This window comes from Paenibacillus sp. BR2-3, assembly GCF_046529485.1.
Lineage (GTDB): Bacteria > Bacillota > Bacilli > Paenibacillales > Paenibacillaceae > Paenibacillus_AQ.
The window spans coordinates 16,846-41,060 of record NZ_CP126311.1; the positions used below are offsets into that span (position 1 = coordinate 16,846).

Consider the following 24,215-nt stretch of genomic DNA (forward strand, 5'->3'; position numbering starts at 1 on the left):
GACTGATATTTTCTCGCAGCGATTTCGAGAAGCATAAGCTTCGAAAAATCATGTTTGGTGGCGATAGCGGAGGGGTTCCACGCGTACCCATCCCGAACACGACCGTTAAGACCTCCAGCGCCGATGGTACTTGGACCGAAGGGTCCTGGGAGAGTAGGACGTTGCCAAGCACATGAAAGCCACTGTTGATTCATTTGACAGTGGCTTTTTTGTATCTTGTAAAATAGGGTGACATTTTTGTTACCGACAGGGCTATAGATATAAGTATAATAGAAATGTGCAAATATTAAGCATAACCTTAATACGAATGAACTACAGATAAATTCTGATTTTGAATTTTCTTGCGTCTTTAGATGCATGGTAGAGGTAAGGAGGATTTAAGGTATGAAGCGAACCAAAGGGTTTTGGACGCTTTTCATTCTTTGTATAGTTATGGGGCTACTGGCTGGCTGCGGGACCAAAGAACTCTCCTGGCAGTCGTTTGAGGGTGCACTGAATGAGAAAAGCTTTCCGGTACCGAAGGAGGCTAACTCCCCGGATCGGACTACGACCAATGTAGCCATGGACTATGTGCGCTACTCTTTACCCGGCCTGAAGGAAAAGGATAGTATTCCTGAACCTTATCTTAAAACGATTAAGGCTTGGGGATGGAGCGAGCAGGAGAAGGAAGAGACCGGAGCTTCCCGGGTTTTTGAAAAGGATGGGCTGAATGTTCATATATCTGTACATGACGACTATTTTATAGTAATGGTACCGAAGGAAAAGAAGGCCTCCATAAAAGGACTGGAAAGTAAATAAATAATCGCCGTCCATTCGGATGGCGATTATTTATTTATTTATAGATATGTATGTACAGTTGATTATTTACTGAGAGTAATAGGAGGCATCGGCAGGATTAAACTTCAGCATTCCCTGCTCATGTCCGAGATTTAGCCGGAAAAGGGTGTACCAGCGCGGCAGCAGCAGCCATAAGTGGCACGCAGCCAGCGACACGGTAAAAGCAGGCGGGGCCCAGACAATGAAGAGCGCGGATATACATAGGCCGATCCAGAAATTATGCATTTGAACTCTCCGGAAAAGTCTGTAACTGATATATTGATCAGGCATATAACCTACCCAAGGGGGCTTAAGCGAGGGCTTCCATCTTTTTGCGACTGGGTTTCCCGTTATAAGAAGCACCGAGCGTGAGATGACATACTGAATCCAAAAAACAACCGGAGCTGCTAGGATAAAGTACAAGAAGCTTAACCGGGAGAGAAAAAGGGTTTCTAATATAATAAACAAAAGAGGAAGCGTAATATATATTCTCAGCTGCCTAGTTGAGATATTGATTTTTTGAATAAGCTTATATTGATAAAAAGTTGCTGTACCTTTGGGTTTGGATTCCATGAAAAAACTGACCTCCTAACAAGTTGCCTTGTACCTAATATCGGCTTTTTGAGGCATTTTGTTAAACGGAAACCGAAAATCACCGACCGGGCATTAACTGAATATATATAATTTAGGTTAACCTAGGATATGAAAAAACTATGAAAGGGTTTAAAATGATAGAAGGTGTATCATACTGTTCTTAAAAGAGTCAAGGTGGGGATGGCTATGGAAGAACAAACCGGGCAAACTTGTATCATTTGCGGGCAGATAAAAGAGGAAGGCATTGTGATTGTCTCGCATTTTATTTGCGAGGATTGTGAGGCTGAGATGGTGCGTACGGAGGCGGAGGATGCGAAATACCGTTTTTTCATCGGCCGCATGAAGAAGATTGGACTGCAGAAGAACGCCTGATGCATTTACAGTGAAAAAAGAGCAGGTGGTGGGGAAAACGGTGTCACATGGCTTATACAAAGAGTTGTTCCATAAATGGCTTCACCGTCCTTCCGGCGGGCGGAGCCGTTTTATCGTTAATTAGGCGGTTTTCTATTGAGGCATAGGCGATTGCACGTATATGCGTTAAAATAGAAGATAAGCCTGTCCTGGAAGGAAAAAAAATGAACGATGAACAGCGCAATACTGCGCCTTTATATGAAATGCTGGAACAATATAAAGATAAGGGTAATACTTCTTATCATGTACCTGGGCACAAAAACGGGCGCGCTTACGGCGGCGCTGCGGGTGCAGGCTTTCTTAGCGAGGTTATGAGGGCTGACGTCACGGAGATTACCGGTACAGATGATCTGCATCACCCGGAAGGAGTGATTAAGGAAGCGCAGGAGCTGGCGGCTGACTGCTTTGGGTCGGAAGAAAGCTTTTTTATGGTAGGGGGGAGCACAGCCGGGAATTTGGCACTTATTCTGACGGTATGCCCCGAACCGGGAATGACCTTACTGCTGCAGCGGAATGTGCATAAATCGGTGATTCATGGATTAATGCTGGCTGGGGTGAAGGCGGTATTTCTGGAGCCGCAGCTTGACCCAGGCAGCGGCCTTGCCGTTGCTCCGGCGGTAGAAACGGTGCAGGCTGCGTTGGCAGCCTACCCTGATGCCGCCGGCGTCCTGGTAACCATGCCGAATTACTACGGCATGGGCAATGACCTTGCGCCCCTCGCGGAGGCCTGCCACAGCAGCGGTGTACCGCTGCTGGTTGACGAGGCCCACGGGGCGCATTACGGGCTGCACCCCGCGCTGCCCGCCGGGGCGCTCAGGAGCGGCGCGGACGGCGTAGTGCAGTCCACGCACAAGATGCTGCCTGCGCTCACCATGGGCGCCATGCTGCATATTCAAGGGCCGCGGCTCGACCGCGCCCTGCTGCGGCAGCGGCTCGCCATGGTGCAGAGCTCCAGCCCATCATACCCGGTGATGGCTTCGCTCGATCTGGCCCGGCGGCTGGTGCACAGCCAGGGGGCCGCGGCCTTCACGGCGGGGCTTGCCGCCGTGGACATCCTGCGGCGCGGCCTTACGGAGCTGCCGCGCTATGGCCTGCTTCAGCCTCCACCACCGCAGGGAGGGGCGGCGTATGTGACACAGGACCCGTTCAAGGCTGTCATTTATGACGCCACCGGGGTCCTGAGCGGGTTCGAGCTGCAGCGCGGGCTCGAAGACCGGGGGTGTGTGCCGGAGATGAGCGACGAACGGCATGTTGTGCTCCTCTTCAGCCTTGGCTCCCGGGCTGAAGATGCTTTTCAGCTGCTGGAGGCGCTGCGGGATATGGATATGAAGACTGAAGCTGTATCCATAGTAGAATCAATCTTTCCTGCTGGGGACACATCGCCTGTTTATGATGCACAAACCTCTACGTTGTCAGAACGGCCGGACTCCTTTGATATTCATATTTCCACGTGGAACAATTACAAGGAAAATGTCATCTCAGCTCCAATAACCTTTTCTTTGAAGCCAGTGGCTGCCGGAGAGAAGGAAAGCATCAACCTTGCGGACAGTGTGGGCAGAATGGCGGCCGAAATGGTGGTTCCTTACCCCCCTGGAATTCCGCTTTTGTACCCCGGTGAGACCATAACCAGTGGGATATGCAGCAGATTAATAGCTTTAGCACGCGCGGGGGCCAAGTTTCAGGCAAGTGCTGATCCGGCTTTACAGACTATAATGGTGTACAACATTCAGAAAGGCGGAGAGGCATAAGTGGCCCGCGAAGGATTATTTATTACATTAGAAGGTGGCGAAGGATCGGGAAAGACAACTGTGATGGGAAGACTGGCTGCCTATTTACAAAACAGATCCATGCCTTACCTGATTACCCGTGAGCCCGGTGGGATTGAAATAGCCGAAAAGATACGGTCTATCATTCTGGATCCTGCACATACCGCTATGGATGCCCGGACCGAGGCTTTGCTCTATGCAGCTTCCAGAAGCCAGCACTTGGCAGAACGTGTGGAGCCAGCGCTGAAAGAGGGCCTGACCGTGCTATGCGACCGTTTTGTCGACAGTAGTCTTGTCTATCAGGGCTGTGCCAGAGGCTTGGGTATAGAGGAAGTATGGAGTATTAACCGCTTTGCAATAGGCAACCGCATGCCGGATCTTACCTTCTATCTGGATATTGAACCGGAGATCGGCTTATCCCGGATTGCTGCAAACCGTGAGCGGGAAGTGAACAGGCTGGATTTGGAGAGTGTGGCATTCCACCGCAAGGTCAGAGAGGGTTATCAGCTCGTAGCTGAGGCTTATCCTGAGCGTATTGTTGTTATTAATGCCAATCGTCCCCTTCATTTGGTGGAGCTTGATATCACACGAACGCTGGAAGAGAGGATATAAAAGGATTTTCTATGAGTTTTGTCGAATATATTATAATAATAGTTGGTCCTTTAGTCATAATGTAAGGATATAGAATACAGGTTTCTACAATATTTTAAGGAGGGAATGCAAAGATGAAATTAATCATTGCGATTATCCAGGACAAGGACAGCAACCGTTTATCGAGCGAACTGGTAAAATCGAATTTCCGCGCTACCAAACTGGCAAGTACGGGCGGTTTTTTACGGGCAGGCAATACCACGTTTATGATCGGGGTAGATGATAGTCAGGTTGAAGGCGTGTTGAATGTCATTCGCAACAGCTGCAAGGTCCGTGAGCAGCTTGTGACCCCGGTAACTCCGATGAGCGGTACGACGGATTCCTATTTGCCGCTTCCCGTAGAAGTACAGGTAGGCGGGGCTACCGTCTTCGTGCTTCCAGTTGATCGTTTTGAGCATTATTAATAAGAGTGTCTGCGCAGAAACGGTATACTGGTCACAAATATAGATCTATATCGGCCGTTTCTGCGCTGTATGACCCTAATAAGACAGGAAATTGAGTTAAAGGGGTAGATTCCTGTGAAAATAAATCCGGGCTACAGGCCCCTTAAAAGTGATCTTGCGACCACGGAAGGCGCTAATAAGCCAGTTAAGCAGAAAAATTTCTCTGATGTATTCCAACAGCAGGGAGAACAGGCAACCCGTGATGAGCTGACCCGCCAGATTAAGGATATACAGGTACAAGGTGACCGGCTGTCCAAATCCATGACCATTCGTGAACTAACCATTTACCGGATGATGATTAAGCGATTTCTTGAAGAGACGGCGCGGCGCGGCGTTATTCTGAAGGAAACCCGGGGCTGGGATCGCCGGGGACGCGGTAAGCGTTATAAGCTGCTGGAGGAAATTGACGCCGCTTTGCTGTCTTTAGCGGACAATTTGCTCGAGAGTGAACAGGGCCGTATTGATTTATTGGGGCGGGTTGGAGAAATCCGCGGCATGCTGATTAATCTTTCTTTTTAAAAGTTCGGGGAGGAATTTATGCCTTTTCATGATATATTGGGCCAGGAAAATGCCAAGCGGCTGCTTCAAAATGCTCTGCGTAAAGAAACCGTAAGCCATGCGTATTTATTCAGTGGACCGGCGGGCAGTGGACAAATGAAGACGGCGCTAACGTTTGCCCAGGCTATTTTTTGTATACAATCTCAGGACGATGCTTGCGGGGAATGCCTGGAATGCCGAAAGGTAGAGCATGGTAATCATCCCGACCTGCAGCTTCTCAAACCGGATGGTGCAAGCATCAAGATCGACCAGATCCGTGAGCTGCAGCGGGCCTTTTCTTACCGTTCCGGGGGATCGAACCCAAAGGTCTATATTATAGATGAAGCAGACAAAATGACTGTACAAGCCGCCAACAGTCTGCTGAAATTTCTGGAGGAACCGCCTGCTCCGGCAGTAGGCATTCTGATTTCAGATAACGGCAGATCCTTGCTGCCAACCATCCAGTCACGAACCCAGCGTATCCCTTTTAGCCCCTTGCATCCGGAAATGATGCTGCAGGCTTTGGCAGTTGAGGGCGTTTCAGCTCCTTTAGCCCGGTGTGCGGTCTCACTTACTTCAGGATTAGAGGGTTGCAGGGAGCTTTTAGAGCAGAATTGGTTTGCAGAAATGAGAAATCTAATGTTACAATTAGCAAAGGAGTCTATGGGCAAGGGAAGCTCTGTGGTGGCGACCGCCGGGCAGAAGGTGTTCAAGACCGGGCTGGGTGAACATTTGGATATCCTCTTCAGCATGTTCCATCTTTGGTTTAAAGATATGCTCTACTTCCTGTACCGAAAACACGAAAGCATTGTTTTTATAGATCAATTAGACTTCATTTCCAGACATGCCGCCGAACGGAACGCGACACAATGGGTGACTTATATGGACTTTGCTGCGGAAAGCAAGAAAAAACTGCGGTTTAATGCCAATGCCCAGCTTTGTTTGGAGCAGTTTTTGATTCGTTTGGAACATTGAAGGGTAATAATTTATTTGTGCTTTAGTATATATCCTCCGGATGTCTCTTCAACTTAGAAGTTATCGGTTTAACGGATGAGGAAGGACAAGCATGAATCATCAGGGAGCGGACTGCTCGGGTTCCTTTTACCGGCATACAAGGGGGTTAATTTTTGTACAGCGTAGTAGGTGTCCGCTTTAAAAAGGCGGGTAAAATATATTATTTCGATCCGCTTGATTTCCCGATTGAACGGGATCAGTGCGTTATTGTTGAAACAGCGCGCGGGGTCGAATATGGTAGAGTCGTTGTAGGCAAAAAAGAGGTTCAGGAGTCTGATGTTGTGCTTCCGCTGAAGAAAGTCATGCGTATCGCCGGAGATTCCGACGCGCGCGTAGTGGAAGAGAACAAAGGGGCTGCAAAGGATGCTTTTTCGGTCTGCTTGAATAAAATCCGCGATCATAATCTCAAAATGAAGCTTGTGGATGTGGAATTTACCTTTGACCGCAACAAGATTATCTTTTACTTCACGGCCGAGGGACGAGTCGATTTTCGCGAATTGGTCAAGGACTTGGCCAGTATCTTCCGTACCCGAATCGAACTGCGGCAAATCGGTGTACGAGATGAGGCCAAAATGCTGGGTGGTTTGGGACCTTGCGGACGTGTGCTTTGCTGTTCTTCCTGGCTGGGGGATTTCGAGCCTGTGTCGATCAAAATGGCTAAGGATCAGAATCTTTCGCTGAATCCAACGAAGATTTCGGGACTTTGCGGACGGCTTATGTGCTGCCTGAAGTTTGAGCATGATAATTATGAAAGTGTGAAGGAAGAAATGCCTGCGGTAGGCAAAATTGTGATCACCTCACTGGGGGATGGCAAGGTTGTAGGTATTAATGCCGGAAGCCGCACAATTCATGTACAGCTGTTTGAAGTGGGCAAAGTTAAAGAACTTCCAATGGATGATGTTGTCGTCAAGTAAACCATAAAGGTTACTTTCGGGGTGGAAACTTGGAGAAAAAAAATATATTTGCACACATGCAGGATATGGAAGCTCAAATGGAGAGCATGCGAACCAATCTTGGGAATTGGAAACAAACTGTAAAAGAACTGATGGAAGCCAATCAAAGGCTCAGTCTGGAGAATGAGCAGCTGCGCAAAATATTAAAAAGAGAAGCACCGTTACCGTTAGACCCGGCTTCAGCAGATTCTACGGAATCCGCAGCGCTTCTGGCTGCTGGGGAAGGTACGGAGGAGGTTGTCGGGGAAGGTTATGATAATCTGGCCCGGCTGTATCATGAAGGCTTCCATATTTGCAATGTCTATTTTGGGCATTTGCGTACGGAAGGCGATTGTCTCTTCTGTCTGTCTTTTCTGAATAAATAAGGATATCCAGCCGTAGGAGAATCATGCCTACGGTTTTTTTGGTAAGATCAGAAAGAATTCAGAAAGTATGATTAACACAACCTTTAGGAGATTATATAAAATGAACCCATTGAACGAAGTCTCTGTTCCTTTAATGCCGTCAGAACGAATAGATGATTTGCTGACACATGATTTGCGTATTATCCAAAGCGATGAAGTATTCAGCTTCTCGATGGATGCCGTACTATTGGCCCGTTTCGCCAGTGTACCGCCCCGTGGCCGGGTTCTTGACCTCTGTACGGGAAATGGGGTTATTCCGATGCTGCTTTCCACACGAACCAAAGCTTCTATTGAAGGTATTGAAATTCAGCCGCGTCTTGCGGATATGGCCCGCCGTAGCGTAGAACTTAATAAACTGCAGGAGCGTGTGATCATTCACGAGGGGGATTTGCGGGAGCTCTATACCACCGAAGGGCATGGTGTATATGATGCAATAACGGTTAATCCTCCATATATACCGCTTAACGGAAGTGATCTGAAGCTCAATACTCATCAGGCGATGGCCCGGCACGAGCTTGGCTGTACCCTGGAGGAAGTTATTCAGGCTTGTGTCCGCCTCGTCCGTACAGGCGGTAAGGTGAGTATGGTTCATAAACCGCAGAGACTGGTCGATATTATTACCCTGATGAGGCAGTACCGCTTAGAGCCCAAAACCATTCGTTTTGTTCATCCGCGAGCTCATCTGGAAGCGAATATGGTGCTGATTGAAGCGGCACGTGACGGCAAACCCGAGGCCCGCCTGCAGCCTCCGCTGATTGTGTATAATGAGGACAATCAATATTGTCAGGAAATTCTGGATATTTATTATGGTGCTAAAGAGGGTAAACAATGACATTAACACGCCAAAGCAGCTTTCAAGCCAGAGATGATGAAAACAAACCGGCCGGATCCGGTTCCCTGTATCTGGTGGCCACACCCATCGGCAATTTGGAGGATATGACCTTCCGTGCCGTTCGTACTCTGCAGGAATGCGATATTATCGCTGCCGAGGATACACGCCAAACCCGCAAATTGCTGAGCCATTTTGAGATCACACCCAATCTGCTGTTCAGTTATCATGAGCATAATAAGGCAGCGAGTGGCCCTGAACTAATCCGTTATATAATAGAAGGTAAAAATCTTGCACTGGTCAGCGATGCCGGTCTGCCAGCCATTTCCGACCCCGGGGCCGATCTGGTAGCCTTAGCCATAAATGCAGGAATACCGGTCATTCCCATTCCTGGTGCTAACGCGGCTTTGTCAGCTTTGATATCTTCAGGCCTGCCGACAACCACCTTTACCTTTGCCGGATTTCTGCCCCGGGAGCGTAAAGACATCCGTACTGTATTGTCATCTCTTCGCTCCGCACAGGGAACATTGCTCTTCTATGAATCCCCCCATCGAATCCTCAAGACATTGGCTCATTTGCAGGAGGCGTTCGGCAACCGCCGGATTGTTCTTGCCCGTGAACTGACAAAGCGATATGAGGAATTCGTGCGGGGAACGATTGAAGAGTGCAATGCATGGCTCCTAGAGCATCCGCCTATTGGTGAATACGTAATTGTTCTAGAAGGCGAGAGCAAGGAGGAAGCAGAAGTAGCTGAGTCCGCGTGGTGGAGGCAGCTTAGCATCGAGGAGCACTTAGCCCATTACGAGGCATCAGACATTACTCGAAAAGAGGCTATGAAAAAAGTGGCGTCCGACCGTGGCGTTGCCAAAAGAGAAATCTACAACACCCTGCTTCCAAAGGATTGAACTTATATTGTACGCAGTAAAGCGATTCCCGCAGGGAGAGCGGTCTCAAACGCAACCTTAGCAGTAGCGCTCGGCGATTCCCACAGGGAGAGCAGCGATTGTGCCTGCACAGAGCGTCTTTAAGCACTTTAGGAGCGAAGCCTGTTAGTGACCAGTGTTCGCATGGAAGGTCCTGAGGGCGTTCCCGCGAGGGAAGCCCGATAAGGACCGGTCTACCCGCCAATTGCTCACTTTTTTCCGCTCCCCCACTTGTTCAGCCGAAAATTCCGGGTGTCCAGAGGGCTGGAGCCCTTGGGGCCCTCCCTGGAGGGAGGGTTTGGGAGGGTAATTGGCATAAAAATACCCCCCGCAAGCGGGAGGTTAAGGAGATATAAAAAAGGTTAGAATTAACAATTTAATAAGTCCTATTATATACTATGTTCTTTAATTTGTCACAGGGGTAGGAATAGCAGAAATGCATTCGTGACAAACAATTTTACCTTTGAAGTAAGTTACATTCTCGGCATTACCACAGAAAATACAAGCTGGCTCGTACTTTTTAAGCATGATCCGCTCACCGTCTACGTAAATTTCGAGAGCATCTTTTTCTCCAATGCTAAGCGTACGGCGCAATTCGATCGGAATAACTACCCGTCCCAGTTCATCCACTTTTCTCACAATACCTGTTGATTTCATCATAACAATTGTTGCTCCTCTCAAAATCATCAAAATAATCAAAATAATCAAAAGTGTCATTATTCGACATTGTTCTCTGTTTTATGATACTCATAATACCAACCATTCCCAAAACAGTCAACCTGTTTTTTCTTGAATTTTAAGTTTTTTTGAAATGATTGTTTGTTTATTTGGTTATATTTAAGCCAAGCATCCGAATAAATGTAAAAATTAGTTAATCTATTTGGAAGCTTGTTATTCGTCATTATTCGACATTGTTAGACAGGTTTAGTCTTAATAAGTCACTAAAATTAGTAAATAAAGGAGCTGATTCGATGAAACAGCCGCTTACCGAAGAAAAAGTATTCAAAGATCCGGTTCATAACTATATTCACGTACAGGATACGATCATATGGCGCTTGATTAATACGAAGGAATTTCAACGCTTGCGCCGGATACGTCAGTTAGGCACCTCTTATCTTACTTTTCATGGGGCAGAGCACAGCCGTTTTTCTCATTCACTGGGCGTGTATGAAATTACGCGGCGGATTATCTCACAGTTCGAACGAAGTGGTTATGGCGATTGGCTGCCGGAGGAGCGACTGCTTACTCTATGTGCGGCACTGCTGCATGATTTGGGGCATGGTCCCTTTTCACATTCTATTGAAGAAGCCTTTAATATGAACCATGAGGATTGGACCTGCCGGATCATTTTGGAGGACACTGAAATTACTGAAATTTTACGGGATGTGGAAGAGGATTTCCCCCGTAAGGTAGCTTCAGTTATTTCCAAAACCTATGAGCACGCTATTGTTGTCAATTTGGTGTCAAGCCCGCTTGATGCGGATCGTATGGATTATTTGCTTCGGGATGCATACTATACCGGGGTGAATTATGGCACCATCGATATCGACCGTATTTTGCGTATGCTTCGTCCATATAATGGACGGGTTGTTGTGAAGGAATCGGGCATGCATGCCATCGAGGATTATTTGATGTCCAGATATCAGATGTATTGGCAGGTCTATTTCCATCCCGTTACACGCAGCTCAGAAATTATTTTGCGCCAGATCTTCCGGAGAGCCACAGAGCTTTTCCAGGAAAAATATGAATTCCAATTCATGGTTGATCCTTTGAATGATTTGTTTCGTGGAGATGTGACGGTTGAGCAATATTTACAGCTGGATGAGGCGCTTGTGCAGACGGCTTTTATGCAATGGACGCTTGAAAAGGATGAAATATTAAGTGACTTGTGCAGCCGATTTATTCATCGTAAACTGTATAAATATGTTGAAATGGAAAGTCTTGATCTGGAGACGATTGACGAAATACGCCTAAGCTTTGCAGGGGTGGGGCTTCATCCGGGTTATGATTTGGAGGTTGATTTTCCGACGGACCTTCCGTATGACGTATTCCGCCCGGGAGAGGGCTTTGACAGTAAACAGATTTTGCTGCTTGACCGTCAGGACCGGCTGCGTGAAATATCGGAAGTATCGGATATCGTCCGCTCGATCAGCGGGATTCACCGTGGAAGATATCATCTTTATTTTCCGCAGGACAAGCTGGAGAAAGTTCTCCCGCAGCTGCCTTCATCGATCGCAGAGTTATTCGGAAAATAACACAAAATTTATAAGAATTGTTCATAGAAAAACAAGGCAGGAAGGGGAACAAAATATGTTACTTTTTGACACTCATACTCACCTGGATGCCCCGGAATTTGACGAAGACCGTGAGGAGATCATAGCACGAGCAGTAGAAGCCGGAGTAAGCAAGATGATCAACATCGGATTTAACCGGGAGACGATTCCAACCACGATGAAGCTGGCCGAATCATATGATTATATTTATGCAGCTGTAGGCTGGCATCCGGTAGATGCCATTAACATGACAGAAAGCGATCTGGATTGGATTGCTTCGCTGTGCAGCCATGAGAAAGTGGTAGCCATTGGAGAAATTGGCCTCGACTATCACTGGGATACTTCACCAAAGGATGTACAACAGCGCGTGTTCCGCCAGCAGATCGGAATGGCCCGTGAACTTGGAATGCCTATTGCTATCCATAATCGTGATGCGCATGAGGATGTAGTCCGGATTTTGCGTGAAGAGAAAGCAAATGAAATCGGAGGCGTTATGCATTCTTTCTCGGGCAGCTGGGAAACTGCCAAAATGTGTTTGGATTTGGGCTTCCATCTGTCCTTCGGCGGACCCATAACCTTCAAGAATGCCAGAGTCCCGAAAGAGGTGCTTGCCCAGACCCCAATGGATCGTCTGCTGATCGAAACAGACTCTCCTTATTTAACCCCTCACCCTTTCCGGGGCAAGCGGAATGAGAGTGCACATGTGAAGCTTGTAGCAGAGGCCGCGGCGGAAATTAAAGGGATAACTTGGGAGAAAATGGCTGAAATTACGTATGCGAACGCACTGGAACGATTTGGGATTGTCTGAAAACGGGAGCAAAGTAGACGAAAAATAGAGTATAGGCGATATATTAAACTTTTTTAATGTAAAAACGGTCGATTATTACAATAATTTAATCATTTTTTTACGTAAACGTGCTTGAAATGGACTTTACAACATGCATCAAAACACGATATCATCTTTTCAGTGCAGTGAGCTGTTGATATTTGTAAACAGCCATTGATTCATGAATCGTCTCGCTGAGTCTCCGTATGGAGAACGGGGGAACCAATATTGTCCTGCCGCAGAGTATCACCGTACATAGAGTACATAAGAGAAGTGCCGCAGACTTTATTCGATTTCTTCACGTGGTCTTTGGGGTGAATTTAAGGGCAACCGCCATGAGCGGGTGACCTGAGATAGGGCGTCTCTCTTTCGCCCGAACCCGACAGCTAACCCCGTAAGCGCAAGTAAGAGAGGAAACCTCGTGCATAAACATTCTCGCGTATTCTGACATCCTGAGAAGCCACGAAAGAGTCCTCATCGAACTCTTTTTTAGGCTTCTTTTGTTTTGAATAAAGTGAATGTTTCCGACATACTGTTATATAACGGGTGTGGGAGAAGCTATGCCGGGCAGGCGATCCATGAGCAGGAGACGCAAAAGGAATTATAGGCGTGTCCTGTGACAATCTCAAATAGTTCTCGTCAGAACAGATTCAGTCAGCTTGTTATGCAAGTAGACGACGGGGCTATGTAAGGAGGATGGAGAGAATGGGCGTATTCCAACCAGAAGTATCCCATGATTCACAATCATCCAGCAGGTCTTACGCATTACGGTGGGAACAAGTGAATTTGCGCGTACTTTCACTTGCAGGCGTGATTTCAATCGCTATCGCGCTATTAATTCTGCTGTACGTACATGGTCAGAGCAGCAAACAAATTGTTTTAGTAATAGACGGGCAAGTCCAGGCGCTGGAAACCCGCGAATCGCTTCTAAGTGATGTGCTGGCGAAGGAACAAATTCCGCTGCAGCCGCAAGATGAATTATCTCTAGGTCTTAGTGATGAACTGCAGGACGGCGACCGTATCGTCATTAACCGTGCTAAGCAGTTTAGTCTTACTGCGGACGGAGAAACCAAGACACTGTATACCACCGAAAGCACCATTGGTCAGGCCATGAACAAGATAGGCATTGACCTAAAGGGCGATGATAAGATTTTCCCTTCGTTAGACACCACAGTAGCCGCTAATATGGAGATCAAGATTATCCGCATCAACAAGCAAACCGTAGAGCGGACGGAAAGTTTGCCTTTCCGGATCATCAAGACATCGGACCCCACCCTTACTAAGGGTACAGTAAAAATAACGCAGGCCGGCACGCCAGGTGTAATGATCCATCGTATCGAGAAGGTCTACCAAGACGGAAAACTTGCCTCTATGCGTTTAGTTGGCAAGGAAGTACAGACTGTAACCAAAGATAAAATTATTGCCGTGGGTACCAAACCGATTCCTAAGCCCGTTGTTGCTGTACAAATTTCCAAGAAATCCTCCAAATCAGTCCAAACGAATGCAAATAGCAATAACGTCGCAAGCAAAGCAGGCGTAGACTTCAACTATAAAAAAATAATTAAAAATGTTTCGATGACCGCTTATTCTTCGGAAGAGCCAGGCATTGGTACCCGTACCGCCTCCGGAACGCGCGTAACGGAAGGCCGGACAATTGCTGTTGACCCGGATGTTATTCCTATGGGATGGTGGGTATATATCGAGGGATTGGGCTTCCGCCGCGCTGAAGATACCGGTGGTGCCATCAATGGCAACAAAATCGACGTCTATTATGATTCCCTAAGCAATGCCCGTAATTTTGGCCGCAAATCGCGTACCGTGTATGTGATTGGACCCGTGAAGCCGGAATTAAACTAATTGGATTTTTTGCAAATTAACGTTCAATAAGCTATAGTGATGAGAGCAGAATAGGAACGTCAAGATTATCGCAGAGCTATCGCTCATCACTTATACATTCTTTAGCCAAAAAGAAGAGGGGCGAATCCTCTTCTTTTTGCGTTGTACTGAGCTATGCTGAAGGGAAGAATACTTATGATTAAGGAAATGATAGTCGTTGAAGGGAAAAGCGATACAGCCGCTGTCAAACGGGCAGTAGAGGCGGATACCATTGAGACGGGCGGCTCAGCAGTGAATAAAAGCGTGATATCTCAAATTGCGCTGGCTATGGAACGGCGGGGCGTCATTATTCTGACGGACCCGGATCATGCGGGAGAGCGGATACGAAAAATCGTCTCTGCTAAAGTACCGGGCTGCAAGCATGCTTTTATTCCCGAAAAGGATGCTACCCGCAAAGGAGATATCGGTGTAGAGAACGCTTCGCCGGAGGCGATCCGCCACGCGCTGGCACATGTCCACACCGCTTTTGAAGGATCTCAGCCTATTATAGGGATTGATGATCTTATGGCCGCAGGAATGCTGGTTCACGCCGAGGCTGCCGAAAGAAGAATGGCTTTGGGAAATTTGCTTGGAATCGGATATTGCAACGGCAAACAGCTGTATAAACGGCTGGCGATGTTTGGCATTACGCGGGAGGAATTTGCCCAGGCTCTCGACCAAATAGAACAAGGAGGCCTCACTTCATGAACGGCAGAGAGGACATATCATCCCCGAAAAGAACGAAGGAAATCATCCAGCGCTACAATTTTTCATTCAAAAAGAGTCTGGGTCAAAATTTCTTGATTGATCAAAATATTCTGGACAAAATAGTAGACGCCGCAGGATTGGACAGCCGTGCAGGAGCACTGGAAATTGGCCCGGGAATTGGAGCTCTGACCGAGCGTCTGGCCCAGACTGCCGGAGCAGTTACCGCTGTGGAGATCGACCGGCGCCTGATCCCGATATTGCGGGATGTGTTGTCACCCTATCCCCATGTTAAGGTACGCAATGATGACGTGTTAAAGGTGGACTTGCAGGAGCTGTTCGCTAAGGATTTTGCAGCCGTGGACAGAGTTAGTGTAGTGGCTAACCTCCCTTATTATGTGACGACACCTATTCTTATGAAACTGCTGGAGGAGAAGCTGCCCCTCGCGAACATTGTCGTGATGATTCAGAAGGAGGTCGCTGAACGGATGGCGGCATCACCGGGCGGGAAGGAATACGGAAGTCTAAGCATCGCTGTGCAATACTACAGTGAGCCGGAGCTGGTCTGTAAGGTGCCGAAGACGGTTTTTATTCCTCAGCCTAATGTAGAATCGGCAGTAATCCGCCTCAAGGTTAGGGAACACCCTCCAGTGGAGGTTGCCGATGAGAAGCACTTCTTTGAGGTGGTGCAGGCATCTTTCGTCCAGCGCCGCAAGACGATTGCCAATAACCTCAAGGCACGTTACTTCCCGCAGGAGGGACGGGAGCGCCTGGAGTCATTGCTTTCGGAAGCCGGTATAGAACCGACACGCCGCGGTGAAACGCTTAGTATTGCAGAATATGCCCGTCTGAGTGAGGTACTGCTTGCTGCGGGAATTGCTTAGGCTAAAAACATGCAGGAAGATGAACCAACCATGACTTTTACCCATACGATGGGGTAGAGGTGATGTTCTGATGAATTTGGGTGACTTGGTCGTTCGTAAATCTTATGGCGGTGATGTGACTTTTCGCGTGGAGCATATGGTGCAGAATAAGGCCGTCATCAAGGGGACTGAGTTCCGTCTGCTGGCGGACTCTCCGCTGGACGACTTGATTCAAGTGCCTCCTACCCGCATTACAGAGCGGGGGCAACGAGCGCAGATTAAAGCAAGGGAATCGCTGACCCTGCTGCAGAAGGACCGGCAGGAACAAAGCCAGCGCAGTTTAGGAGCAGCGGTTGGCGCATGGACTCAGCAGGCCCCTAAAGAATCAGCCTATTTCGAGATGCCGGGGAAGGTCTTGCATCTTGACGGGGACCCTGCCTATTTAAACAAAAGCCTCAGCTTGTATGAGCAGCTGCGGATTCCTGCCGAGGGCCATCATGTGCGCGAATCGGCAATGGCGGAGACCTTGTACAGACTGCTTCCCCGTGTGCGTCCGGATATCCTGGTCATTACCGGTCATGACGGAGTGCTGAAGCAGCAGGTTTATGATCTGTTTAGTTTAAGCAGTTATAAAAACTCGCAGAATTTCGTATCAGCTATCCAGGTAGCACGCGACTATGAGCGGCACTTTGATGCTCTGACCATTGTAGCCGGTGCCTGCCAGTCGCATTTCGAGGCGCTGCTGGGGGCCGGGGCCAACTTTGCCAGCTCTCCGGGGCGGATTCTGATACATGCGTTAGACCCGGTGTACGTAGCAGCAAAAGCCTCTTTTACCTCTATACGCGATACGGTTAATTTGAATGATGTCCTGAACCATACTATTAGCGGCAATCAGGGGGTCGGCGGAATTGAGACCCGCGGCAGCTTCCGCATCGGCATGCCCAGACTGCAGAATCTGGCTACGCTTAAGGTAAAGCCATCTGTGATCTGATCTCAAGAAGCTGGATTCCTGATCTTCCAAGAAAGGAGGGCCCCCGAAGCCTCCTTTCTTATTTTTGTAATTTTACATAGAGGCCGACTTCAGATAACAATGATATTATTAATCTCCTTCTAATCAATAAAAAAATCCCGTTGACAACCAATTTTACATCATCTATAATTATTTATTTAATTTGACAGTGATTGTGAAAAGAGGTATAATGGACAAGGAAAGAGGTGGTCGTCAGGTAATGGCTAATAACGCGCTGTTGGAAATTAAACGCAGTCTCGAAGCTCATGTCGGTCATAAGATTACGTTACGTGCAAACGGTGGTCGCCGTAAAACCGTCGAACGTACCGGTGTCCTGGAAGAAACGTACCCTTCTGTATTTATTGTCAAACTTGACCAGGAGCAGCAAACATTCAAACGCGTCTCCTACAGTTATACCGATATACTTACTGAATCTGTGGAAATCACAGTCTGCGAAGATGACGGACAGATGCGGATTATGTATATTAAAGCTTAATGATTCAGAAGCAGTCTTCCTTTCGGGAAGGCTGTTTTTTTTTTTTTGTATGGACTCCGGTTGTCCTCATGCATGATTCTGCTGGGCAGCAACCATACTAACAGGGTATTACGTTCATCATCCATTACCGCAAGGGAGGAATTCCGAAATGAGCCGCAGAAGACGGGGCATGATGTCCGAAGAGCTGAAGACGGAGCTGGCAAAGGAACTGGGTTTCTATGAAACGGTAGAACGTGAGGGCTGGGGCGGAATCAGGGCACAGGATGCAGGTAATATGGTGAAAAGAGCGATTCAGCTTGCCGAGCAAGCCGCACGTAAATCGTAATTACGCATTTGTCCAGGTCAGGAATGAACGGGCACCGGCTTATAGAGCGGTGTTCTTTTTCAGGTTTTACTTTAGAATGGACTTAGGTACGAGTTTCTCATATAATATGTTAAGTTGTTTTGAGGGAAAAGTTGAAGGTGGGTGAACGCCTTGAAGATGTATGAAAAAGCGCCGGCCAAGATTAATCTAATGCTGGATGTGCTGCATAAGCGCCCGGATGGCTTTCATGAGGTAGAAATGATTATGACCATGGTGGATCTGGCGGATCGTCTGGAGCTGTCGGAACTGCCGAGGGATTCGATTATCATATCAAGTCAGGCCGGCTATATTCCGCTGGATGAGAAGAATCTGGCATTTCAGGCCGCCAGGCTTATTAAAGACCGTTACGATGTAAAGAGCGGCGTACATATTCACCTGGATAAAAGAATTCCGGTAGCTGCCGGTCTGGCCGGCGGCAGCAGTGATGCCGCGGCTACGCTGCGCGGTCTGAACCGTCTTTGGCGCTTGGGTATTCCGGCTGAAGAGCTGCTGGAGCTTGGCGCCGAGCTGGGCTCGGACGTGCCATTCTGTATCACCGGAGGAACCGCTCTGGCCACGGGCCGGGGTGAGAAACTGACGCCGATCGGAAGCCCGCCGCAGTGCTGGGTAGTGCTGGCCAAGCCGCCGATCAATGTGTCGACTGCGGAAGTGTACGGACGCTTGCGCAGCAGCAGCATTACCGTACATCCTTCCTCCCGCCTGATGCGGGAGGCTATCGAGGATGGGGACTTCCAAGGTGTGTGCGACAGGCTCGGCAACGTGCTGGAGGATGTGACCCTGAAGCTGTATCCTGAAGTGCAGCAGCTTAAGGAGGCCATGATCAAATTAGGCGCGGACGGAGTGCTTATGTCTGGAAGCGGACCTACCGTATTCGGACTGGTATCCAAGCAATCCAAGGTGGCCAGAATTTACAACGGGCTCCGTGGATTTTGTAAAGAGGTGTATGCTGTACGGATGCTGACTTAGTAGGTTTCTCTTGACATATAGGACGGCGAAGCGGTTTCTTCTTGTATAAACCCGTACAAAAGTGATATATTTTTCTATATTATTCGGTTTTAGCGAGGAGCATTCCGTGAAGAAACTAAAAAGAAGTCAGCGTTTGGTGGACATGACCCATTTTTTACTTGAAAAGCCGCACATCCTGTTACCATTATCTACATTTGCTGATCGATACGGAGCGGCCAAATCGTCCATCAGTGAGGATTTAGCCATTATAAAAGAAGTGTTCGAAGGCGAGGGAATGGGAGAACTGCAGACATTTGCCGGTGCGGCCGGGGGTGTGCGATTCATTCCGGGTATGCCTAAAGACGGTGCGCTGTCTTTTGTCCGCGGGTTATGCGTGCAGCTGGAACAGAGCGACCGGATCCTGCCTGGCGGATATTTGTATATGTCAGACCTTCTGGGCCTTCCTTCCTTGATGGAGCAGGCCGGAAAGATTATTGCCACCGCTTTCTACGGAGTAGAAATAGATGCCGTAATGACTGTAGAGACAAAAGGCATTCCACTTGCCTATGCGACTGCTGCCCAGTTGGGCCTACCGGTAGTTCTGGTACGCCGGGATCATCAGGTGACGGAAGGGTCGGCTGTAAGCATCAATTATGTATCCGGCTCACATAAGAGTATTCATACGATGTCGCTGTCCAGACGGGCCCTTAAAGAAAAATCGCGGGTGCTCATCGTGGATGATTTCATGAAGGCGGGCGGAACGGTGCGCGGGATGGTTGATTTACTCGGTGAATTCAATGCGCAAGTGGCGGGTGTAGGTGTATTAGTGGAATCAGGCGCTGTGGAATGGGAAGAGCGGCTGCTTCATGATTATGTATCTCTAGTGAAACTGGGAGAGGTCGATTCTAAAGAAAAGCGCATCTCTGCCCACCCCGGAAACTATTTCTCGACCTAGGGCAGGAATAAGGAAATATGTCGAAAAGGTAGGGGATCCTGAAACAAGTCCCCGATTTATGTCGAAACCAATGGTATCCCCAAAATATTCTTCTTTTACAGGCATTTTATGGAATCGAAAAGAAGGAATTCGCTTTGCTGTGTGGAATTATACACCAAGTCTCTGATGGAAAAAGGTGGTGAACACACACATGCAAATTACGGATGTCAGACTCCGCCGCGTCAACTCTGAGGGGAGAATGAAGGCAATTGCATCCATTACCATCGATAACGAGTTTGTTGTTCATGACATTCGGGTTATTGACGGTAACAACGGGATGTTTGTTGCAATGCCCAGCAAACGTACACCGGACGGCGAATTCCGCGACATCGCACACCCGATTTCATCGGGAACACGCGAGAAGATTCAATCCGCAGTTCTGGCCGAGTACGACCGCGCCGCAACGGAAGAAGAAGAAGTTATTGAAGAGGGAGCTTAAGCTTTCTCGGAAGGCTGCTGCCCTTCGGGCGGTGTAAACTTCTTGAATTGCTGCCTGATCTTGCAAGAAAAGCTACCGCTAATGAAGGATTTGAAGACATCTTCGAAAGGGCAGCGATAAATGCTTTTCTTATTGGGGTTCGAAGAAAAGGGAACCATGGATTAATGGTTCTCTTTTCTTTTTGCCCGGAATGAGATATATTCAGTAGTGAGTTCAAGAGTAGGAGGTTGGCATTCTTGAAAAGAATGGCTGTAGTTCTTGCCGCAGGTCAAGGCAAGCGCATGAAATCTAAATTATACAAAGTGCTGCACCCCGTTTGCGATAAGCCAATGGTAGGGCACGTGCTTGATACAGTACAAGCAACCGGATGCCAGCGCAGCATTGTCATCGTTGGACACGGCGCAGAAGCGGTTCAGGCTTATTTGGGCGAGAAGGCGGAATATGTGCTGCAGGAAGTGCAGCTGGGTACCGGCCATGCCGTGAAACAAGCGAAGGAACTGCTAGGCAATGAAGAAGGCACGACAATTGTTATTTGCGGAGATACGCCGCTCGTAACGACGGAAACACTGGAAGGACTTATGACTCTGCATGAGCAGCGTGGTGCAGCCGCAACCGTACTGACTGCTGTTATGGAACAGCCGGCGGGTTATGGACGGATAATACGCGGTGAAGACGGCGGGGTTCTGAAGATCGTGGAGCAGAAGGATTGCACTGCGGAGGAAGATGCCGTGTGCGAGATTAATACCGGCACTTATTGTTTTGATAATGCCAAGTTGTTTGCTGCTCTGGAGAAGGTTACCAACAGCAATAACCAGCAGGAGTATTATTTGACGGATGTTATTGGCATACTCCGGTCAGAAGGCGAAATCGTCCTAGGATATCAGGCGAAGGATGCCGCGGAGTCGATTGGCGTGAATGACCGTCTGGCATTATCCGAAGCGGAAGGCCATATGCGTCAGCGTATTAATCGTAATCATATGCTGGGTGGCGTGACTATTATTGACCCTGCGTCCACTTATATAGGTGCAGATGTAACTATTGGAGCAGATACAATTCTTTATCCAGGAACGTTCCTTAAAGGTAAGACCGTGATTGGCGATAACTGTGTCATCGGACCCTCCAGTGAAATCGAAGACTGCCTCATCATGGATAGAGCAGTGATCAAGCATTCCGTACTGAACCAGGCTCAAGTCGGCGCACGGACTACCGTTGGGCCTTTTGCCTATTTACGCCCGGGTGCTGTGCTTGGGGAAGAGGTCAAAATCGGTGATTTTGTAGAAGTGAAGAATGCTACCATTGGTGACGGCTCCAAAGTATCGCATTTGAGTTACGTTGGAGACGCATCCGTCGGCCGAAATGTGAATATTGGCTGTGGTGCAATTACCGTCAATTATGATGGATATAATAAAGCATTGACGGAAATCCAGGATGATGCCTTTATAGGCAGCAATGTGAACCTTGTTGCTCCGGTCACAGTTGGCAAAGGGGCTTTCGTTGTAGCCGGGTCAACCATCACCCGTTCTGTTCAAGAGAATGACCTTGCAATTGCCAGAGTACGGCAAGAGAACAAACCGGGATATGCGGAGAAGATTCGCTCCCGCGCGAAAGCGAAGAAAAACCAGTCAAGTCCATCGTAAAGCGTTGCTATAAAGCGCCGGATCAAAAAGAAACGGCTGCGCCGTCCTTGTAAGGGAGCATATGCTTCCGAGGCTTGGAAAGTTAAATTCCGTCACGGAGGGTTTAAATTTTATGACTTATTGTGATTCCAAATTAAAAATCTTTACCTGTAACTCCAATCCGAAGCTTGCCCATCAAATTGCTGATTACATCGGCATTCCCATGGGTGAGTCCCATACCGCCAGCTTCAGTGACGGAGAAATCCAGGTTAAGCTGTCGGAAAGCGTGCGGGGCTGTCATGTCTACATTGTGCAGTCCACTTGCGGTCCGGTGAATGACAACCTGATGGAACTGCTTGTTATGGTAGATGCCTTGAAACGTGCTTCTGCCAAGAGCATCAATGTTGTTATTCCTTACTATGGTTATGCGCGTCAAGACCGCAAAGCCCGTTCACGCGATCCGATTACGGCCAAGCTGGTAGCCAACCTGATTGAGAAGGCAGGCGCTCACCGTGTGATTACGATGGACCTCCATGCCATGCAGATTCAAGGATTTTTCGATATCCCGGTAGATCATTTATTGGGCGTGCCAATTCTGGCCCAGTATTTCCGTTCCAAACAAATTCAGAACCCTGTTGTAGTATCTCCGGATCACGGCGGCGTTGTCCGTGCAAGAAAGCTCGCTGATTTCCTGAACGCTCCACTGGCGATTATTGATAAACGGCGTCCGGAGCCGAATGTCAGTGAAGTCATGAACATTATCGGTAATATTGAAGGCAAAACGGCAATTCTAATTGACGATATTATTGATACGGCCGGGACTATTGTGCTGGGAGCCAATGCTTTGATGGAAGGCGGCGTGAAGGAAGTATATGCCTGCTGTACGCATCCGGTATTGTCCGGTCCTGCCCACGAGCGTCTGGAGAACTCTCCGATTAAAGAGATTATTGTGACGGACACGATTCCAATCCGGAGCGAAAACCCAACCTCCAAGCTAAAGGTGCTGTCTGTGGCTCCGCTTATGGGCGAGGCTATTATCCGCGTACATGAGGAATTATCCATCAGTAAGTTGTTCGAAATCGAATAAGCTGCTGAAAATATAGAAGGGTTACACCTCCGTTTATGGAGATGTAACCCTTGTCGGCGTGATGCCGGTGGATGCATTCACTTAGTAGCCGGGCCGTGAGATAAAGGTGAACACTTTACGGTTATAGAGTGTCCCCTGAAGTTCAGCGAAGCTGTCATCCACGGCTGTCAGCACGCCGATGTCAATATGGACATTGCCCCTGTATACTTCCACAGGCACGGCATACTGAATGTGGTGTTGAAAATGGCGTTGAAGCGTCAAGATCTCACCCTGATGTAACATAAGTTCATCACCTGTCTTCGGAGTATATTCGGTCAATGAGGTTATTAATACTATTATTGTACCAAAAACGGGCTTCTCCTGCCGGAGAGTCTAATGGAAAGGGAAGGTTCGTTCATGAAATGGATTATCGGATTAGGAAATCCGGGCTCGCAGTACTCCAAAACAAGGCACAACGTTGGCTTTATGGCTTTGGACGAGCTGGCGGGCAGACACGGTATTGCCTTTAACCAGAGCAAATGCAAATCCGTGATCGGTGAAGGGGTTATTGACGGCGTCAAAACCGTGCTGATCAAACCGATGACGTTTATGAACCTTTCTGGTGAAGCGGTTCGGGCATACATGGATTATTACAAAGTAATGCTTGAGGACATGATCGTAGTTTATGACGATCTTGATACGGAAATCGGGAAGATCCGCCTGCGATATCAAGGAAGTCCCGGAGGCCATAACGGAATCAAATCCATTATTCAGCATACGGGCACCCAATCCTTCAATCGAATCCGTATGGGCATATCCCGCCCTGAGCCGGGGTTCGCAGTAGTGGATTATGTACTATCTTCATTCCCTAAGAAGGAAGGAGACAAACTTACATCTATGCTTGCCGATTCATGTGATGCGCTTGAATTCAGTCTCCATCACACCTTTGAGCAGACAATGGCCAAGTTTAACGGTTAACGGTGGGAGTTTGACAGATTGAGGCTAAAGGCAGGAGCAAGAGGGCATAATGAAGGTATATACTATCTTCAGGAGGCATATAGATGGCAATAAACTATGTTTGCAGGCACTGCCGGACATTTCTCGGAAGCATTAATAAAAGTGATGCTACGGAAATGCAGCTCGGCCTACATTCCTTGACCCCTGCGGAGCGCAGAGATATAATTGCGTATGATTCAGATGGCGAAACTACGGTAAAGGTAACTTGTGATTACTGCAAAGAGGCCTTTGAGAACAATCCGGAGCTTAGCCTGCTGGCCAGTCCGCTTCAGTAAGGTGGAGGCGGTGCTTGTCTTTATCGTCATCCGCAAGCCTTGGCCTCACAGCTGAGGCTTCTTTTCGATTTTAATAATGACAGGGGTGGCGGCAGTATTGCCGTCAGGCCC

Annotated in this window: 29 protein-coding genes, 1 rRNA gene and 1 riboswitch; of the genes, 27 read left to right on the forward strand and 3 right to left on the reverse strand. The window is 48.2% G+C overall.

Annotation, left to right across the window (positions count from 1 at the left end; genetic code table 11):
* The first annotated feature begins 53 nt into the window (after positions 1-53).
* Positions 54-170 (forward strand): 5S ribosomal RNA (gene rrf / locus PaeBR_RS00060).
* A gap of 214 nt (positions 171-384) precedes the next feature.
* Positions 385-798 (forward strand): hypothetical protein, encoded by a 414-nt coding sequence (locus PaeBR_RS00065; protein WP_410512935.1) that lies wholly within the window; start codon positions 385-387, stop codon positions 796-798.
* Between the two features lie 66 nt (positions 799-864).
* Here the strand turns inward: PaeBR_RS00065 and PaeBR_RS00070 are convergent, their stop codons facing one another.
* A complete protein-coding gene (locus tag PaeBR_RS00070; protein ID WP_410512936.1) occupies positions 865-1,062 on the reverse strand; it encodes a hypothetical protein in 198 nt (65 codons plus the stop codon).
* 534 nt (positions 1,063-1,596) lie between these two features.
* Between PaeBR_RS00070 and PaeBR_RS00075 the strand changes: the two genes are divergently transcribed.
* The 10 genes from PaeBR_RS00075 (at position 1,597) to rsmI (ending at position 9,323) form a co-directional block, all read left to right on the forward strand.
* Complete coding sequence (locus PaeBR_RS00075; RefSeq protein WP_410512937.1) at positions 1,597-1,782, forward strand: sigma factor G inhibitor Gin; 186 nt, start codon at positions 1,597-1,599, stop codon at positions 1,780-1,782.
* A gap of 203 nt (positions 1,783-1,985) precedes the next feature.
* Complete coding sequence (locus tag PaeBR_RS00080; protein WP_410512938.1) at positions 1,986-3,569, forward strand: aminotransferase class I/II-fold pyridoxal phosphate-dependent enzyme; 1,584 nt, start codon at positions 1,986-1,988, stop codon at positions 3,567-3,569.
* On the forward strand, positions 3,570-4,199 hold the full coding sequence (gene tmk / locus PaeBR_RS00085) for a dTMP kinase (RefSeq protein ID WP_410512939.1): 630 nt from the start codon (positions 3,570-3,572) through the stop codon (positions 4,197-4,199).
* 113 nt (positions 4,200-4,312) lie between these two features.
* The gene (locus tag PaeBR_RS00090) at positions 4,313-4,642 is read left to right on the forward strand and encodes a cyclic-di-AMP receptor (protein WP_410512940.1); all 330 of its coding nucleotides are present in this window, start codon (positions 4,313-4,315) and stop codon (positions 4,640-4,642) included.
* A 114-nt stretch (positions 4,643-4,756) separates the two neighbouring features.
* On the forward strand, positions 4,757-5,200 hold the full coding sequence (locus tag PaeBR_RS00095; protein ID WP_410512941.1) for a YaaR family protein: 444 nt from the start codon (positions 4,757-4,759) through the stop codon (positions 5,198-5,200).
* An 18-nt stretch (positions 5,201-5,218) separates the two neighbouring features.
* Entirely contained in the window at positions 5,219-6,193 is a 975-nt protein-coding gene (holB, locus tag PaeBR_RS00100; RefSeq protein ID WP_410512942.1) for a DNA polymerase III subunit delta', read from the forward strand.
* 152 nt (positions 6,194-6,345) lie between these two features.
* A complete protein-coding gene (locus tag PaeBR_RS00105; RefSeq protein WP_410512943.1) occupies positions 6,346-7,146 on the forward strand; it encodes a stage 0 sporulation family protein in 801 nt (266 codons plus the stop codon).
* 29 nt (positions 7,147-7,175) lie between these two features.
* Positions 7,176-7,550: a DNA replication initiation control protein YabA gene (gene yabA, locus PaeBR_RS00110; RefSeq protein WP_410512944.1), complete on the forward strand. Its 375-nt coding sequence runs from the start codon at positions 7,176-7,178 to the stop codon at positions 7,548-7,550.
* A gap of 100 nt (positions 7,551-7,650) precedes the next feature.
* Positions 7,651-8,421, forward strand: coding sequence for a tRNA1(Val) (adenine(37)-N6)-methyltransferase (locus PaeBR_RS00115; RefSeq protein WP_410512945.1), 771 nt, complete (start codon positions 7,651-7,653; stop codon positions 8,419-8,421).
* Complete coding sequence (gene rsmI, locus PaeBR_RS00120; protein ID WP_410512946.1) at positions 8,418-9,323, forward strand: 16S rRNA (cytidine(1402)-2'-O)-methyltransferase; 906 nt, start codon at positions 8,418-8,420, stop codon at positions 9,321-9,323. Before PaeBR_RS00115 ends, rsmI begins: the two co-directional genes overlap by 4 nt.
* 423 nt (positions 9,324-9,746) lie before the next feature.
* Here rsmI and PaeBR_RS00125 read toward each other — a convergent pair whose 3' ends face one another.
* Positions 9,747-10,001 (reverse strand): AbrB/MazE/SpoVT family DNA-binding domain-containing protein, encoded by a 255-nt coding sequence (locus PaeBR_RS00125; protein WP_036651645.1) that lies wholly within the window; start codon positions 9,999-10,001, stop codon positions 9,747-9,749.
* Positions 10,002-10,312: 311 nt separating this feature from the next.
* On the opposite strand from PaeBR_RS00125, the gene PaeBR_RS00130 reads away from it, so the two are divergent.
* The 13 genes from PaeBR_RS00130 to PaeBR_RS00190 all read left to right on the forward strand — a co-directional run bounded on the left by PaeBR_RS00130 (position 10,313) and on the right by PaeBR_RS00190 (position 22,833).
* The gene (locus PaeBR_RS00130) at positions 10,313-11,596 is read left to right on the forward strand and encodes an HD domain-containing protein (protein WP_410512947.1); all 1,284 of its coding nucleotides are present in this window, start codon (positions 10,313-10,315) and stop codon (positions 11,594-11,596) included.
* Positions 11,597-11,651: 55 nt separating this feature from the next.
* Complete coding sequence (locus PaeBR_RS00135; RefSeq protein WP_410512948.1) at positions 11,652-12,422, forward strand: TatD family hydrolase; 771 nt, start codon at positions 11,652-11,654, stop codon at positions 12,420-12,422.
* 200 nt (positions 12,423-12,622) lie between these two features.
* Positions 12,623-12,856, forward strand: a riboswitch (cyclic di-AMP (ydaO/yuaA leader).
* Positions 12,857-13,145: 289 nt separating this feature from the next.
* Complete coding sequence (locus PaeBR_RS00140; RefSeq protein WP_410512949.1) at positions 13,146-14,297, forward strand: ubiquitin-like domain-containing protein; 1,152 nt, start codon at positions 13,146-13,148, stop codon at positions 14,295-14,297.
* 174 nt (positions 14,298-14,471) lie between these two features.
* The gene (gene rnmV, locus PaeBR_RS00145) at positions 14,472-15,023 is read left to right on the forward strand and encodes a ribonuclease M5 (protein ID WP_410512950.1); all 552 of its coding nucleotides are present in this window, start codon (positions 14,472-14,474) and stop codon (positions 15,021-15,023) included.
* Positions 15,020-15,904, forward strand: a complete 885-nt coding sequence (gene rsmA, locus PaeBR_RS00150; protein ID WP_410512951.1) for a 16S rRNA (adenine(1518)-N(6)/adenine(1519)-N(6))-dimethyltransferase RsmA — start codon at positions 15,020-15,022, stop codon at positions 15,902-15,904. Before rnmV ends, rsmA begins: the two co-directional genes overlap by 4 nt.
* Before the next feature lie 70 nt (positions 15,905-15,974).
* Positions 15,975-16,874, forward strand: a complete 900-nt coding sequence (yabG, locus tag PaeBR_RS00155; RefSeq protein WP_410512952.1) for a sporulation peptidase YabG — start codon at positions 15,975-15,977, stop codon at positions 16,872-16,874.
* A gap of 238 nt (positions 16,875-17,112) precedes the next feature.
* Complete coding sequence (veg, locus tag PaeBR_RS00160; protein WP_410515020.1) at positions 17,113-17,388, forward strand: biofilm formation stimulator Veg; 276 nt, start codon at positions 17,113-17,115, stop codon at positions 17,386-17,388.
* A 148-nt stretch (positions 17,389-17,536) separates the two neighbouring features.
* Positions 17,537-17,713, forward strand: coding sequence for a small, acid-soluble spore protein, alpha/beta type (locus PaeBR_RS00165; protein WP_410512953.1), 177 nt, complete (start codon positions 17,537-17,539; stop codon positions 17,711-17,713).
* 150 nt (positions 17,714-17,863) lie between these two features.
* Positions 17,864-18,718, forward strand: a complete 855-nt coding sequence (ispE, locus tag PaeBR_RS00170; RefSeq protein ID WP_410512954.1) for a 4-(cytidine 5'-diphospho)-2-C-methyl-D-erythritol kinase — start codon at positions 17,864-17,866, stop codon at positions 18,716-18,718.
* A 106-nt stretch (positions 18,719-18,824) separates the two neighbouring features.
* Complete coding sequence (gene purR, locus PaeBR_RS00175) at positions 18,825-19,652, forward strand: pur operon repressor (RefSeq protein ID WP_410512955.1); 828 nt, start codon at positions 18,825-18,827, stop codon at positions 19,650-19,652.
* Positions 19,653-19,842: 190 nt separating this feature from the next.
* Positions 19,843-20,130, forward strand: coding sequence for a septation regulator SpoVG (gene spoVG / locus PaeBR_RS00180; RefSeq protein WP_020425826.1), 288 nt, complete (start codon positions 19,843-19,845; stop codon positions 20,128-20,130).
* A gap of 236 nt (positions 20,131-20,366) precedes the next feature.
* On the forward strand, positions 20,367-21,767 hold the full coding sequence (gene glmU / locus PaeBR_RS00185; protein ID WP_410512956.1) for a bifunctional UDP-N-acetylglucosamine diphosphorylase/glucosamine-1-phosphate N-acetyltransferase GlmU: 1,401 nt from the start codon (positions 20,367-20,369) through the stop codon (positions 21,765-21,767).
* A 112-nt stretch (positions 21,768-21,879) separates the two neighbouring features.
* Entirely contained in the window at positions 21,880-22,833 is a 954-nt protein-coding gene (locus PaeBR_RS00190; RefSeq protein ID WP_410512957.1) for a ribose-phosphate diphosphokinase, read from the forward strand.
* A gap of 81 nt (positions 22,834-22,914) precedes the next feature.
* On the opposite strand, the gene PaeBR_RS00195 is transcribed toward PaeBR_RS00190, so the two are convergent.
* Positions 22,915-23,115: a hypothetical protein gene (locus PaeBR_RS00195; RefSeq protein ID WP_410512958.1), complete on the reverse strand. Its 201-nt coding sequence runs from the start codon at positions 23,113-23,115 to the stop codon at positions 22,915-22,917.
* 114 nt (positions 23,116-23,229) lie between these two features.
* Between PaeBR_RS00195 and pth the strand changes: the two genes are divergently transcribed.
* Positions 23,230-23,790: an aminoacyl-tRNA hydrolase gene (gene pth / locus PaeBR_RS00200; RefSeq protein WP_410512959.1), complete on the forward strand. Its 561-nt coding sequence runs from the start codon at positions 23,230-23,232 to the stop codon at positions 23,788-23,790.
* 83 nt (positions 23,791-23,873) lie between these two features.
* Complete coding sequence (locus PaeBR_RS00205) at positions 23,874-24,104, forward strand: anti-sigma-F factor Fin (protein WP_410512960.1); 231 nt, start codon at positions 23,874-23,876, stop codon at positions 24,102-24,104.
* Positions 24,105-24,215: the final 111 nt, after the last annotated feature.